This is a genomic window from Spiroplasma endosymbiont of Polydrusus pterygomalis (assembly GCF_964030825.1).
GTDB lineage: Bacteria > Bacillota_I > Bacilli_A > Mycoplasmatales > VBWQ01 > Spiroplasma_E.
In genome coordinates, this window is record NZ_OZ034964.1 from 978,804 (window position 1) to 995,431 (window position 16,628).

The 16,628-nt window shown below is 30.5% G+C and carries 8 protein-coding genes and 3 rRNA genes; 2 read left to right on the top strand and 9 right to left on the bottom strand.

Translation table 4 applies throughout. The features are described from left to right. Positions 1-253: 253 nt before the first annotated feature. The 3 genes from ACQH25_RS04915 to tsaB form a co-directional block, all read right to left on the bottom strand. A complete protein-coding gene (locus ACQH25_RS04915) occupies positions 254-2,041 on the bottom strand; it encodes a PTS fructose transporter subunit IIABC (RefSeq protein ID WP_425380933.1) in 1,788 nt (595 codons plus the stop codon). Between the two features lie 82 nt (positions 2,042-2,123). Further along, positions 2,124-2,966, bottom strand: coding sequence for a MurR/RpiR family transcriptional regulator (locus ACQH25_RS04920; RefSeq protein ID WP_425380934.1), 843 nt, complete (start codon positions 2,964-2,966; stop codon positions 2,124-2,126). Between the two features lie 50 nt (positions 2,967-3,016). Next, positions 3,017-3,598: a tRNA (adenosine(37)-N6)-threonylcarbamoyltransferase complex dimerization subunit type 1 TsaB gene (gene tsaB / locus ACQH25_RS04925; RefSeq protein ID WP_425380935.1), complete on the bottom strand. Its 582-nt coding sequence runs from the start codon at positions 3,596-3,598 to the stop codon at positions 3,017-3,019. Between the two features lie 123 nt (positions 3,599-3,721). On the opposite strand from tsaB, the gene ACQH25_RS04930 reads away from it, so the two are divergent. Next, complete coding sequence (locus ACQH25_RS04930) at positions 3,722-4,525, top strand: hypothetical protein (protein WP_425380936.1); 804 nt, start codon at positions 3,722-3,724, stop codon at positions 4,523-4,525. A 403-nt stretch (positions 4,526-4,928) separates the two neighbouring features. Here the strand turns inward: ACQH25_RS04930 and ACQH25_RS04935 are convergent, their stop codons facing one another. Next, positions 4,929-6,548, bottom strand: coding sequence for a hypothetical protein (locus tag ACQH25_RS04935; protein WP_425380937.1), 1,620 nt, complete (start codon positions 6,546-6,548; stop codon positions 4,929-4,931). Positions 6,549-6,990: 442 nt separating this feature from the next. Here ACQH25_RS04935 and ACQH25_RS04940 point away from each other — a divergent pair, with 442 nt between their 5' ends. Beyond that, positions 6,991-7,791 (top strand): Pr6Pr family membrane protein, encoded by an 801-nt coding sequence (locus tag ACQH25_RS04940; RefSeq protein WP_425380938.1) that lies wholly within the window; start codon positions 6,991-6,993, stop codon positions 7,789-7,791. A 41-nt stretch (positions 7,792-7,832) separates the two neighbouring features. On the opposite strand, the gene ACQH25_RS04945 is transcribed toward ACQH25_RS04940, so the two are convergent. From ACQH25_RS04945 to ACQH25_RS04965, 5 genes are all read right to left on the bottom strand, one after another. Next, positions 7,833-8,324 carry a hypothetical protein gene (locus ACQH25_RS04945; RefSeq protein ID WP_425380939.1) on the bottom strand — a complete coding sequence of 164 codons (492 nt, stop codon included), beginning with the start codon at positions 8,322-8,324 and terminating at the stop codon, positions 7,833-7,835. A gap of 164 nt (positions 8,325-8,488) precedes the next feature. Further along, positions 8,489-8,595, bottom strand: a 5S ribosomal RNA gene (gene rrf / locus ACQH25_RS04950). An 82-nt stretch (positions 8,596-8,677) separates the two neighbouring features. Further along, positions 8,678-11,618: ribosomal RNA gene (locus ACQH25_RS04955) — 23S ribosomal RNA — on the bottom strand. A 192-nt stretch (positions 11,619-11,810) separates the two neighbouring features. Continuing rightward, positions 11,811-13,332 (bottom strand): 16S ribosomal RNA (locus ACQH25_RS04960). The 16S, 23S and 5S rRNA genes sit together here, the layout of an rRNA operon. Positions 13,333-13,575: 243 nt before the next feature. Further along, complete coding sequence (locus ACQH25_RS04965) at positions 13,576-16,596, bottom strand: DEAD/DEAH box helicase family protein (protein ID WP_425380940.1); 3,021 nt, start codon at positions 16,594-16,596, stop codon at positions 13,576-13,578. Positions 16,597-16,628: the final 32 nt, after the last annotated feature.

A 16,628-nucleotide genomic window follows, 5' to 3' on the forward strand; every position in this document is an offset into this window, starting at 1 on the left:
TAGATTTTTCACTCATTACTTTAAATATTTTAATATGACGTGATTCAATAATTAATAAGCCACCATATATTAAACAAGTAATAATACTGCCAATAATGATAGCTAAAAAGAATAAAAAAATACTTACTCAAACTACATAATTAATTGAACTAACAGCACCTAAAACAGCAACAATAGGTCCACCATGACCTGCAGCATCCGTTAATAAAAAGCACCAGCAATACTTCCAGCAACAGCACTACCAATAATATTACTAATAATAGCGCGTTTTGGATCTTTTACCGCAAGGAATCGCACCTTCAGAAATACCAATACAACCCATTAACATTGCTGTTAAACCTAATGTACGTTCACTTTCATTAAAGAACTTACGAAAAATTAAAGTTGTTAAACCCATACCAAGTGGCGCCACAGGAATGGCAGCAGCTACTGCCCCCATAAATAATTGTGAACTAGGATCAGCAGTTATTGTTGTTGAAGCTGCTAAAAAAGCAACTTTATTAATGGGACCACCCATATCAAAACCAGCCATTGCTCCTAATAATAACCCAATAGCAGCCATTGCTTCACGTGGCATATTAGTTAATCCATCTTGAAATTTTTCCATTACTCAACCAATTGGGGCACCAATTGCATAAATAAAAATAAAACTAATTAAAAACGTGACAATAATTGGGATAAAGAAAATTGGCATAATTGGGGCAATAGTTTTTGGCACCTTTCATGTAATAACTCATCTTACTAAATATCCAACGCTTGGACCAATTAATAATGCTCCTAAAAATCCAGCAGAAACTTTTGGTTCCAAGCCAGCAATTGGATAAACTAATCCTGCGGTATTAGCAACATAAGCACTTATCATTGCTGGTGCCAGAGCAGCACGTCCTGCAATTGAATTAGCAATAAAACCAGCTAAAATGGGAATCATTAAGATAAAAGCAATACTACCAGCTTGATTCATAAAATAAAGAAAATGATTATGTGGTAACTTCGAAATATCAAAAGCTGCACCATAAATTGCTTTAGCAATACCGATTGATAAAGCTAACATAATTCCACCAAAAACAACAAATGGAACCATATAACCAACACCAGCCATAATATGTTTCATAACTCCTTGTTTGTCAGTCGTAAATAAATCATTTGCTTTATTTTCTTTTTCACCTTTTGTTCTTAATTCTAACTTATTTTCTTCAAAAACTTTTGCATTAGCAAAAGCAGCATTAATAACAGCTTCCGGATTTTTAATAACTTTACTAATTTCTTCTTTATACAAACGTTTATTAAAAAAACGATCTAATTTTAAATCAGCAACACCTGCTGATACAGCAATAATAACTAAATCAGCATTAGCAATATCAGTTGCCGAAAAAGCACCTTTAATCCCAATACTACCATGAGTTTCAACTTTAATATTATAACCTAAATTTTTTGCAGCAATTTCTAATTTATCTTGTGCAATATAAGTATGGGCTACTCCCACTGGACAGGCAGTAATTGCTATAATATTTTTATTATTTTTTGACGTTTTTTTTACTTCTTCACTAGTAACTTTAGCAACTGCATCATTATCATTAATATCAACATCTAATGCTTTAATAATTACTTTTTTATCTTTTGATGTTAATAATACTGATTGAAATTCTGGTTTTGTTAACTTTTGAGCTACCTTTGATAAAATTTCTAAATGTTGATTCTCAGCACTTTTTAATGGTACAATTAAAGCAATAATTGCTTTAACAGGTTGTTCATCTAGTGCTTGTCATGATACTGGTTGTTTAAAACGCATAATGAAAATTCCTGGTTTAATAATATCTTCATTACGAGCATGCGGTACAGCAACACCACCACCAAAAGCAGTAGTTCCTTCTTCTTCTCGATTGAGAAAACTACTAACTAAAAATTTTTCACTAGCATCTTTTTTTAAAAAACCTAAATTTTTTGCTGCTGCTGCAATTTTTTGAAAAACTTCTACTTGTGTCTTGCAAATAGATTCAAGAAAAACTTGTTCCTCTGTCAAAATATTATCCTTTTTAGACAACTTACTTCATCTCCTTACTTCAATAACATCATAATAATATTAAATTATTTACTAAAAAAAATACAGTTTTTTACTTAAAAAATTAATTAAATTTCTTAATTACTTTATTAGTCTTAAATCTATTTTCTAAATATCAATCTTTATGTTCTGATTTTAATAAATAAGTCGTTACCAAATCATTAAAATAAGTAATAGCAAATAACGGAGAAATAAATATTTCTTGTGCTTCATAAAGCCCTGAGGAAACAATATTAAATGTTCAATCAGCATAAGTTAATAATTCAGTTTTAGCTTGTGATGTAATAACTGCAATTTTAGCATTATTTTGTTTAGCAAGCCTAGCGGCTTCAACAATAGTGGTAGTTTTACCTGATAATGAAAAAAGAATTATTATATCTTCAGGAAGAATTAATGAAGCATGCATTAAAATACTATCATCATCTTTATTTAAACAAATTGACCGTAAACCAAAACGATATAATTTATTTGCTAAATCTTCAGCACCCAAGCCAGAATTACCAATGCCAGCTAAATAAATACAAGTTTTTCGATTATCATTTATTCAATTAGTAAATCTTTGTAATTCTTCATAATTAATTGTTGCATCATTTAAATCCATCAGCTTTTTATAATGCTCTTTTAAAATACTACGATTACCAAAAAATTCACGATTTAAAGCCTTGAAAGTAGTTTCTTGCGCAGCTAAACTAATAATAAATTCACGATAACCATTAAATCCTAATTTTTTAATTAAATTATAAACAACACTATATCCAACAGTATTTGCCTTAGCAAAAGCACTAATAGTAATTTGTTCCATTTTTTGACTATTCTTATTAATGTAATTAATAAGAATTTTTTCTTTTTTAGTTAAATTATTCTCCTCTTTTGATACTCTTGATCAAAAATTATCATTGATAAGCATGTAAACTCCTTCTTAAAATAATGTAAAATATTTTAATTTTTATTATTTTATTAATTATGTGATGAAAATGGATCATTAATATAATATGGTTGCAAATCTTCTATCTTTTTTACTTTAGTAAAATATGGTGATAACTTTTGAAAATTTTCTATAATGTTAGATTGTTGAAAATTTTCAATTACTTTATAATCAAGTAAATCATTAATAATACCAATTTTAGCATTTTCATCTACTAATTGCGGTTGAATAATTATTTTTCCCTTATCACATACTGCCAAATAACTCTTATTATTATATGCTGGCAAAATACTTACTGATCTCATTAATCCTACTTGTAATAATAAACTATTAATAGTGAAAACTGTTAAAAAATGATTCAAAACTTTAAGTGTTTTAACAAAAGTAATTGCTACTCTAATTCCAGTATAACTACCAGGACCATTAGCAATAACTACTTTTGCAATATCTTTTAATTTTATCTCACACTTTTCAAGTAAATCAGTAATTGTAGAAATAGCTAATTCTGTTTGTTTTTGTCAAGCATTAAATGATGAACTTAATAACATTTTATTATCTTGTAAAATCAAGACAGTTAATTTTTCATTTGTTGTATCTAAATATAATTGATACATAATATCACCCTAATTATTTCATTTAAATTACTATTAATAATTTTTAATATCTTACATACTTATTATAATATCATGTATAATGTAATTAAAATAGATAAAATATAGAATTGTGAGTTGATCAATATGGGTATAGAAAAAAATATAGGATTTAAAAGTAAATTCTCTGATTTTTTACTTTGATCTGGACTAATTATTAGCATTATTGCTTTAATACTTGCATTTGCAGTAATTTTAATTGAATATAAACCAATACCACCAGCAACACTTAATCCCCATGATTTATGAACTCCTGATTCAGCATGAGTTGGTATTTGAACAATGATTTCTACTTTTACTATTCAATCAAATTTTTTAGTTTTTCTGTTCTTTTGTTTTGTCTTAACAAATCGCTTTTATGAAAATCGTGCACAATTTGTCTTTGGCCGTTTTTCATTAGCGATAACTGTTTATATTAGTGTAACACTTATTGTATTTTTTGCCATATTATTTAAACCGATGTTAAATGAATTAGATCCTAGTGATAGTATTAGTATATTAAACTTTATCAACACATTTTTATTACATTTAATAGTTCCTGTAATTGTAATTTTATATTTTATGTTTTCTTCTGGTAAATATTATTGAAAGTTTGGTAAACAAACATATCTTTGAATACCAATCATTTCTATTTACATGTTTGTATATTTAGCTTATGCCCTACTTAAAGGAAATTTTGTTGGTCATTTAAAACGTGGAGCAAAAGAAATTGATTACTCATTTCCATATCCATTTTTAAATTTTCATAAAGATTTAGGTACATTCTTTATCTACATTGCTGCAATTTTAGTTCTCTATATAATCTTGATGTTACTTTTTACGTTTTACAATAATATGCTTTATAAAAAAAATAATAAACCAATAACAATTTTAAAAGATACAAATTTCTAATCATTAATTAAAATAAATAAAGTGTACAGTTAATTAGTACACTTTATTACTATTATTATTTATTATTTAAAAAATATTGAAACATAATTGTAGGGAGGAATATATATTATATTTGTTTGTGAAAAGTAAAAATTTGAAATTATTTTAAATTTAAATTAATTTATTATTTTCCCTCCTTTTATTAGAAATTATTTTAAAATTATATAAAAAAATCCTTATATACTTATATATACAAGGACTTAAAGTCAAATATAAAATTAAAATTGGCACTACCAAAATATTATATAAATATTTATAATTGCCAATATAATTATAACTTACTAAAAAGTAAAAACAAGTAATAACCTTTTTACACTTATATGATATTACTTAATTTAATTTTTACAACTTTAAATAATAAATTTTATTTTAAATATTTCTTTTTACGAATAATAACTACAACTATCGGAGCAATAATTAATAAACTAAAAATAAAACCACAAATAATAATAACATTTCAATTATTAACTACTGTTCTAGTCGATAAAGGTATATTAACATCTCAAGGTTTATCTGGATTATCACTTTGTAAATAATTAACATAACTTTGTTTAGTAATAGCACCTTGATATTGAATAAATCATGATAAAAATTCACCAGCATTATTTTTTAAATCTTCAACTTTAATACTATTATTAGTGGCACTTGTTAAATATTGTTGAAAACCTCTTAATAAAGTATTATCTTTATTGTTTTGAAAAAAATCAGTACAATTTGCAAAATCAGGTACTTTTGTTGCATTTCTATAAACAACAATATATTGTTCAGAAGCGGCTTGACGTTCGACATCGGTTGTATCTAAACTGATACAATAAACTTGAAAATCACTTTCTTGACTAAGAGATACCACATCACCATTTTTAATTGATGTACCAGAATCACCTTTTGTCTTCTGTAAAGTTTGTGGATCAACTCTTCATTTTAATCATTGTTGTTGTTGATTATTAATATTTATTATGGCTTTGTCGGCAACTTTGTTCATAATTACTAATGTACTTTGATTAGTTTGTTGATTATTTTGAATTAAATATTGAGTAGTAACTGCTGCAGAATGTTCGGCATTAGCAGTAACAAACTGCAGATTTGAACTATTATTTGTTAAATTAATAGTTTTACTATAATCATTATCTTTAACGCTAATATGAAAAGTAGTAGCCTTTAAACCATCACTTGGATTATGATTTAATATCGCATAACTAACTGCATTACTATTGATAGTTTCAACATTCTTATTACCAACTGTTATTAATAATTGTTCGTCACTACTTTTTTTTGCTAAAATAACAACCATTGGTTGATTAGTATCATTAGGATTACTATTATTAAGTGGTAAAATTGCTACCCGCTCTTGAATACTTTGATGATTTTTTAAAAATTTAGCACTTGGCTTAATCATATAAGGAATACTAAAATAATTATTAAAATCTGCTTTTGGATTTATTGTTGCAAAAAGACCATCACTAATTTTGGCTGGTAAACTATCATCATAATAATTAACATAAACATTACCAAAACTAACAGTACCATTAAAACTTTGTTCAGCAACACTACGACCAACAATATTAGTAAAATATTGTTCACTGTTACCTGGTAAAATATGATTTTCTTTATTTTCTATTTGTTCAATAAAATGTTTATTAACATCTTTACTAAGATTATCATCATTTGGCTTAATATTAACTTCGTTAATGATATCTGATCAATCATTAAATTGTGCTGTTATTAATTGTTTTTGAATCCTAATAAAATCTTGATAATTATTATTAATTAAATTTCAAGTATTAGCTTCGTTAATTAAATTTTTATTATTTTCTTTAACAGTAATGTGGAAACCAGAAAGTTTATTACTATCATTAACAGTATTAATACTAGATTGATAATTAGTAATTGCCATTAAACTACCAGTAAGCGACAATGACAATGCTAAACTTATTGCTTTAAAACTTTTAGTTTTAAAAAAATTAAAAGATAAAAGATTTGTCATTAAAATTACTCCTTTCATTTATTTTGTATTTAAATTAAATATTTTTATGAAATGCTTAAAATCTTAGTTTTAATAAAATAAAACTAAGGCTATAAAACCAATTAATTAAACTATTTATTAAATAGATAAACATTTATAATTTTAATACTTATATAATAGTTTATATATCCATTAAAATTATAAGGATAAAAACTATATCCTTAGCATTAATAATAAACTTTATTAAGAAAAAATCAAGAAAAAATAATTAATTAGTTATTTTTTTTAACTAATTAAGTGTTTTAAATAATTAGATTGTAAATATAATAACGATGTAAAAAAAGTTGATATACTAAATAAGAGATAAATTTAACGATAATAAATAATAAAATAAAATTAATCAAATAAAGTTCTTATCAAAATTAATTAAATATGATTTTTATACAAAATAGGAGAATAAATTATGTTTGCAAGAGATAATAAATATCAATGCTCATTAAAAAAACAAAATCTTTTGAAATTTCTTTGACATCTATTTGGCTTAATTACTGTTGCTTTATTTTTAATTTTTGATTTAATTATTACTATTAATTACCCTGATGCTTTTATTGTACCTAATGTTAATAAAGCAACAGAAAGATTAGCAATTTACTATTTTTATTTTACAACTCAAACTAATTATTTAGTACTTATTTATTTATTTGCTTTTTTATTTGAAAATAAATTTAAAAAAAATTATTCTAAACCAAGTTTTTATACGTTACTAGCTATTACTGTTTATATTACAATTACTATGTTAGTATTTTGAACAGGTATTATTAGTAATAGTGAAGAACGAAGTAAATATGGAACTGATATTTATTTATGATTTAGAACTATAATTTTAAATATAATTGTACCAATTATTATGATTTTAAATTTTGTATTAACATGTGGTCATGATTTTCATTCACTTAAAGAACACCATAAACTTTATTTATGATTCATTTTATTTTATCCTTGTTTTTATATAATAATGGTAATGGTTCGTGGTGTATTACGAACTAGACAAGGAGAAAATCCTGATACTTGTTATCCTTACTTTTTTTTTAATTACCAAAAATATGGTATTGGTATATTAGTTACTGCTATTATTTGTCTGTTAATAATTTCTATTGGTTTGCAGTATTTTTATTTATGAATTAATAATATTCAATACAAAAGTAAACATGATAATGACCCAACATTTCCCATTATTACTTATCCTTATGGTTTTAAATTATAAAAAACCTGATTTTATATATTAATTATCTATTTTTTAATGCTTTATTTATTTATTATTGAAACTTCTGCTTCTGGCTTAATAACAGGAAGGTACTTACCAACAATCAATAAAACACCTGATGCAATATTAAATCCTAAAAAAAGAAAATTAATAATAGTAATAAAAGTAAAATTGAAGAAGCAAATACTGATTAAAGAAATAGCTGCTAAAACTAATGTCAAAATGCTAACAACTAATCCACTATCAGCTTTTCCTTGTAATACATTATTACACAAAATAATTATTGCAATTGAAAAACCAATTTCAACTAAACCAGCAATAACTATTATAATAATAAATAATGTGCTTGCCTTTGATAATAAAGTATCTGTGGTTAAATCATTCTTTTTTATAAAATCAAGAATAATACTATGTCCTACAATTAAAATAAGTGCAATAATTATACTTCAAATAATGTTTATAATATTTGTTATTAACCCCATCTTGGCGCCAAAATATAACTTTTTATCTGGATTTTTCTTAAAGTTATCCATTTACTTCTCCTTTTTCTTAAAATTCTGTTACATTTTAACATAAAAATATATAAAATCATTAAAAACTAACTGTTTAAATTATTTTATAAACTTATTTTAGTATTAAAATCAAAATAAAAAAAAAATCTTAATATTTAAATTAAGATTAGTAAAAAAATAAAAAAATTTGGCATCGTGCTATTTTCCCAGTACTGGTATTTTCGCCGCTGGAGTGCTTAACTGCTGTGTTCGAGATGGGAACAGGTGTGACCACTCCGCCATGGACACCAAATAGTTTAGCAATTGCTCCCTAAAAACTAGAAACAGACATCTTTAAATTTGATTACTTTTGATTTGCAATAGCGAATGTATTCTTCAATAAATCCTCGATCTATTAGTATCAGTTAGCTGAACATATCACTATGCTTACACACCTGACCTATCAACCTTGTAGTATTCAAGGGATCTTACTTCTTTCGAATGAGAAATCTCATCTTGGAACTGATTTCGCGCTTAGATGCTTTCAGCGCTTATTCATGCCCTACATAGCTACCCAGCTGTGCCACTGGCGTGACAACTGGTGCACCAGAGGTAGGTCCATTCCGGTCCTCTCGTACTAGGAACAGCTTTCCTCAAATTTCTTACGCCCACGACAGATAGGGACCAAACTGTCTCACGACGTTCTGAACCCAGCTCGCGTACCGCTTTAATGGGCGAACAGCCCAACCCTTGGAAGCGACTACACCTCCAGGATGCGATGAGCCGACATCGAGGTGCCAAACCTCCCCGTCTATATGAACTATTGGGAGAGATTAGCCTGTTATCCCCGGGGTAACTTTTATCCGTTGAGCGACGGCCTTTCCACACAGCACCGCCGGATCACTAAGCCCAACTTTCGTTCCTGCTCGACTTGTATGTCTCGCAGTCAAGCACCCTTTTACCTTTGCGCTCTACATATGATTTCCATTCATATTGAGGGTACCTTTGGGCGCCTCCGTTACTTTTTAGGAGGCGACCGCCCCAGTCAAACTACCCACCAGACACTGTCCTTAGACCAGATTATGGTCTCAAGTTAGAATTTCAATATAGCAAGGGTGGTATCCCAATGGTGACTCCATGCCTACTAGCGTCTGCATATCACCGTCTCCCACCTATGCTGTACAAACTACACCAAAATTCAATATCAAGTTGTAGTAAAGCTCCACGGGGTCTTTCCGTCTAATCGCGGGTAACCTGCATCTTCACAGGTACTAAGATTTCACCGAGTCTATAGCCGAGACAGCGTCCGGATCGTTACGCCTTTCGTGCGGGTCAGAACTTACCTGACAAGGAATTTCGCTACCTTAGGACCGTTATAGTTACGGCCGCCGTTCACTGGGGCTTCAGTTCAAAGCTTCGCTGACGCTAACAAATCGCTTTAACCTTCCAGCACTGGGCAGGCGTCACCCCCTATACATCGTCTTACGACTTAGCAGAGAGCTGTGTTTTTGCTAAACAGTCGCCCGGACCTCTTCACTGCGACTCATAGTAATATGAGTTCCCCTTCTCGCTAACTTACGGGGTTATTTTGCAGAGTTCCTTAGCTATAGTTATCTCGCTTGCCTTAGGATATTCTCCTTGACCACGTGTGTCCGTTCTCGGTACAGGCACCATGATGATGTCTTTAGAAACTTTTCTTGGAAGTTTGGCATCAAATGCTTCGTTACTAAGCGAACCGTTCACTCCCCATTATACTTCAAGGTTAACGCTGTGCGGATTTGCCTACACAACCCTCTTTGTACTTAGCCCAGCACTACCAACCACTGGGACATTTTAGCCTTCTCCGTCATTCCATCAGTCACCATGGTGGTACAGGAATATCAACCTGTTATCCATCGACTACGCCTTTCGGCCTCGCCTTAGGCCCTGACTAACCCTGGGTGGACGAACCTAGCCCAGGAAACCTTGGTCAATCGGCATGAAGGATTCTCACCTTCAATCGTTACTCACGCCGGCATTCTCACTTCTAAACGCTCCACTAGTCCTTCCGGTCTAACTTCGTCGCCGATTAGAACGCTCCCCTACCGCCCACAATATATGTAAACAACATATATATAGACCCATAGCTTCGGTACAATGCTTAGCCCCGGTACATTTTCCGCGCAGAATCATTCGACTAGTGAGCTGTTACGCACTCTTTAAAGGATGGCTGCTTCTAAGCCAACCTCCTAGCTGTCTGAACAATTCCACATCGTTTTCCACTTAGCATTGATTTGGGGACCTTAGCTGATGATCTGGGCTGTTTCCCTCACGTCCATGGACCTTATCACCCATAGACTGACTGCCAGACATATAACAATGGCATTCGCAGTTTAATTGCATTCAGTACCCCGAGGTGGGGCCATCATACATTCAGAGCTTTACCTCCATTGCACTAATTCTGACGCTAGTCCTAAAACTATATCGGGGAGAACCAGCTATCTCCAGGTTCGATTGGAATTTCACCGCTAGCCACAAGTCATCCACGGTCTTTTCAACGAACGTTGGTTCGGTCCTCCATTAACTGTTACATTAACTTCAACCTGCTCATGGCTAGATCACCTGGTTTCGGGTCTACAACCACATACTAAACGCCCTATTCAGGCTCGCTTTCACTTCGGCTCCGTCTTTTCAACTTAACCTTGCATGTAATCGTAACTCGCCGGCTCATTCTACAAAAGGCACGCCGTCACCCATTAACGGGCTCCGACTTGTTGTAAGCATATGGTTTCAGAAACTATTTCACTCCCCTCTCGGGGTACTTTTCACCTTTCCCTCACGGTACTGGTTCACTATCGGTAATTGGTTAGTATTTAGCCTTACGCAGTGGTCTGCGCAAATTCCGACAAGGTTCCACGTGCCTCGCCGTACTCAGGATGCTGTCAAGAGATTTATACATTTCACATACTGGGCTATCACCATCTATGGCGTTGCTTCCCAACAACTTCTGCTATATATAAATTTTGTAACTCTTTATAGGCCAAACCTACAAGACAGTCCTCTAACCCCAATCTGATGACTGGTTTAGGCTGCTCCCTTTTCGCTCGCCGCTACTAAGGGAATCGCATTCGCTTTCTTTTCCTCTAGGTACTAAGATGTTTCAATTCTCTAGGTATCACTCTGCACAACTATGAATTCATTGGACAGTACTATCTGATTAAAGATAGTGGGTTTCCCCATTCGGACATCTCCGGATCAAAGCTTATTTCCAGCTCCCCGAAGCTTATCGCAGGTAATCGCGTCCTTCATCGTCTTCCAATTCCAAGGCATCCACCATACGCTCTTAATAATTTATTTTTAGAATATCCTATTGCAAGATAAAAATTATCTTATTTTTTTTAAAAGATGTCTATTATCCAGTTTTTAAAGAACAATTGCTCAGAGAAAACAATCCCTGAAAACTAAACAGAACAAAAGAACTATTCCAATAAGTCATCGACCTGATTTTTCTTGTTGTCTTGGTTTCTTAATTGAAACTAAACTCCATAGAAAGGAGGTGATCCATCCCCACCTTCCGGTAGGGATACCTTGTTACGACTTAACCCCAATCATCAACCCTGCCTTTGGCAGCTCCCTCCTTACGGTTAGGACACCGACTTCTGGCATTGCCAACTCTCGTGGTTTGACGGGCGGTGTGTACAAGACCCGAGAACGTATTCACCGCGACATTGCTGATTCGCGATTACTAGCGATTCCGACTTCATGAAGTCGAGTTGCAGACTTCAATCCGGACTGAGACTGACTTTTTGAGATTTGCTTGACCTTGCGGTTTAGCGACTCTTTGTATCAGCCATTGTAGCACGTGTGTAGCCCAGGTCATAAGGGGCATGATGATTTGACGTCATCCCCACCTTCCTCTAGCTTACACTAGCAGTCTCCTTAGAGTCCCCAACTTAATGCTGGCAACTAAGGACAAGGGTTGCGTTCGTTGCTGAACTTAACCAAACATCTCACGACACGAACTGACGACAACCATGCACCACCTGTATCCTTGTTAACCTCTACTATATCTCGATAGCTTTGCAAGGTATGTCAAGACCTGGTAAGGTTCTTCGCGTTGCTTCGAATTAAACCACATGCTCCACCGCTTGTGCGGGTCCCCGTCAATTCCTTTGAGTTTCACTCTTGCGAGCATACTACTCAGGCGGAGTACTTAATGCGTTAGCTACAGCACTGCCTCATGGCAACACTTAGTACTCATCGTTTACGGCGTGGACTACTAGGGTATCTAATCCTATTTGCTCCCCACGCTTTCGTGCCACAACGTCAGTAATAGGCCAGTTAGCCGCCTTCGCCACTGGTGTTCCTTCATATATCTACGCATTCCACCGCTACACATGAAATTCCACTAACCTCTCCTATACTCTAGTAATGTAGTTTCCAAGGCGGTTAGGGGTTGAGCCCCTAAATTTAACCTCAGACTTGCAAAACCGTCTACGCACGCTTTACGCCCAATAAATCCGGATAACGCTTGCCACCTATGTATTACCGCGGCTGCTGGCACATAGTTAGCCGTGGCTTTCTGATAAGGTATGGTCGATACTAACATCATTTCCTTTGCTAGCACTTCTTCCCTTACAACAGACCTTTACAATCCGAAGACCTTCATCAGTCACGCGGCATTGCTCCATCAGGCTTTCGCCCATTGTGAAAAATTCCCTACTGCTGCCTTCCGTAGAAGTTTGGGCCGTGTCTCAGTCCCAATGTGGCCGTTCATCCTCTCAGATCGGCTACGCATCATTACCTTGGTAAGCCATTACCTTACCAACTAGTTAATGCGCCGCATCCCCATCAATTAGCGAAGCAAATGCTCCTTTTATTACTTATTATTGCAAATAAATAACATATGCGGTATTAGCTGCCGTTTCCAACAGTTATTCCCCACTAAATGGTAGGTTAGATACGTGTTACTCACCCGTTCGCCACTAAAGTATTGCTACTTTCGTTCGACTTGCATGTATTAGGCATGCCGCCAGCGTTAATCCTGAGCCAGGATCAAACTCTCAATAAAATTGTTTTTTGTTAAAAGATAATGTCTGACTTATTTAATTTTAAATAAAAATTGACGGATTAATTCTTGTTCTATTTAGTTTTCAAAGATCGTTTTTTCCAATTGTAACCCATTTATTTTTTGGGACAATATCAATAGTACAACATGCCATAATTATTGTCAACCTAATTATCATAAAAAAACATTATTTTTTCAAAATTAAAATCATTAAGTTTTTTATGAAATTAAATAGTAAAATATTGTTTATTTTACTAAAAATTTAATAGTTATGTAATCACTTGCAATTAATGTTTGATATTGACCAATACCAATAAAATTATATAGTTTTAAACTAAGGTTTTTAAATTTCTTATTAAGACCATTATTCAAAAATAATAGTTTTTCAATATTAACATCTTGTAAATCTTTTACTAATTTTGAGTTAATATTTTTATTTTCTGGTATTGATCAATAATATTCTTTTGTTAGTTCATGATAACTAGTTAATTTTCCATAATTTGTGCCATCAATATCAGCAAAAATTACTGATTTATTTTCATTAAATGTTAAATGGCCTGCTTGAAAAGCAATAATTTTTAATGGTCCAAGTGCTTTATTAAAATTAACACGATTAATTGCACATAATGCTTGGCGAACGGTAAATGTTGATTGATATGATAACAAAGGATACTGTTGATGAAGATGGTCATTAATTAATAATATTTCGTGATCTAATTTGTATTTAAGAATAATTTTTAGCTCACTAACAATTAATTGATTTTTTGCAATAAAGTAACTAACTAAACATGGTATCTCATTAATATTAGGGAAGATATTAGTAAACACTTTAATACTTGTTACCTCATATAATAATGATGCTAATAACAAATTATCATAATGATAGTCAATTGCTTTAATGTCTAATTTTTGACTTAATCGTAAATAAAAATACTTGATGATTTGATAATCATTCAAAAATAAAAATTGCTTTAAAATATTTTGATTACGATTACTATCATTATCACCAGCTTGATAATCTCTAATATTTTTAGCAACTCGTAAATAAAAATCATTTAAAAAATTATAAAACTCTTGAATTGTTAAATCATAATCAACTAATATTTTTAAAATACCTGCTTCATTATGAAGTTGATAATATGATTGAATTACTAAATAAATCTGATTTCGTGACTGATATCATTGTTTTAAATTAGCTAAAATTATGTTTTGACTTCGTGGTTCTAAAGTAATCGTACATCCATAAGGCAAATTAAAACTGTTAATTAATTGTTTATTAACGTTAATAATATGTGAATTTGAAAGATTTTTAATACCAACAGTAATATCATATTTTTTATCAATATTAGCAATTAAATCATAAACTTCTAAACAATATTTATTTTCTGTTTTTCGTAATCCTCTTCCTAATTGCTGTAAATATACTGTCTTTGAATTAGTTGGTCGTAATAAAATAATAGTATCAATTTCAGGAATATCAACTCCCTCATTAAAAATATTAACAACACATAAATAATTAATAATTTTCTTTTTAAAATTGTTAATAATTTTACTACGATTACTTTGATTTTTACTTGTTAAAAAATCTGCTTTTAAACCTTGATTTTGCAAAAATCTAGCAACAATTTGGGCATGAGTAATATTAATACAAAAAATTAAACAAATGCGATTACTATAAAAACCAATATAATCATTAATGACATCCAATAATAATTTATTTCTTGAGTCAGTATTTAATTTTTTAAATAGTTGTTGCTCATTATTTAAATCAATTCCAGTTAAATCAGCAGTAATATCATCAATACAATAATAATCAAATGGTGATAAAAGTTTTTCATTAATGGCATCTCATAATCGTAATTCATGAGCAAACTCATTATCAAAATAATTAATAATATTTTTATTATCTTCACGTTCTGGGGTTGCTGTTAAACCAATAATTTGTTGTGGTTGAAAATATTGTAAAATTGTATGAAAAGTTTTAGCTCCTAAATGATGAGCTTCATCAAAAATGATAATATCAAATTGTTGTGGTTTAAATTTTTTAAGATGGCGATGAACAGTTTGTACTGTTGCAAATAAATGCCGTTCTTGAAAATTATTTTTCTTACTGTTTAAAACAGTAGCAAAATTTTTATCATTTATTACTTTGCGAAAAGTAATAATTGCTTGCTCAATAATTTCGCGTTGATGTGCTAAAAATAAAATTGAAAGTTTTTGATGATTATTTTCTGTGACTTGATTTAAATAATCAAAAGCAGATACTACTGTTTTACCAACACCTGTTGCCATGACAATTAAATGTTTTGTTTTCTTAAGTTTTCTTCTTAATTTTAATTTATTAATTAATTCATTTTGAAAATCGTAAAGAAAATAATTACTTGCTAATGATTGTTGAACATTGCTATTAGTAAGCAAACGATTATATTCAAGGCGTGACATTAATTGCAATCGTTGTTGCTCATCACTTAAATCAACTAAATTTTCATTTCACAATTTATAATACTGCTGCAAAATACTTTGATATAACTGTTCATTATCAAATTCATTAATTTTAATATTTCACTCACGACCACTTGCTAAGCCTTTTTGTGTTAAATTTGAAGAACCAATAATTGCCGAAGAAAAACCTGAATTTCGTCTAAAAATAGCAGCTTTGATATGAATTCTCTCACTACGCTTTTCTAAATTATTTTCAACTTTAATTTTAATATTAGGATATTTTTTTATTATTTTAACTAAAGCATATAAATTAACAAATAAAGCCATATCATCAAAAGTAGTGGTAATAAAATGAATAACGATATTATGATTTAAAGCATAAGTAAATGATGATCGTAACTTATTAAGAATGGCATTAGAAATAAAAGGATAAATAAAGTACACTTCATCACAAGTTCTAATTTCTTGATGTAAATGATTAATTAATGCTTGTTGATTTTCATTAGTAAATAAATAATTTTCACTTAATCTAATATTAGAAATTAATGGGTTATCGATAATATTATTATTTACTTGTAATAATACATTATCACTAAATTGATTAGTAGTAAAATTACTAATGATTTGATTTAAAAAATTGATCTTTGCTGTTGATGTTTTAATTGTTTTTAATTGTTCAATTAAAGTATTATTTAATTGTTTAATTAAATAGCGATCAATATCTTTAATTAAGTTTTGTTCATCATTGATATGTGATATTTGAAAATTATTTGTAATATCATCACTAACTTTTAATAATAAATCATAATAACCATTTTTTTTCATACGCTACAACTTCCAAATTAAATAATGTCTGT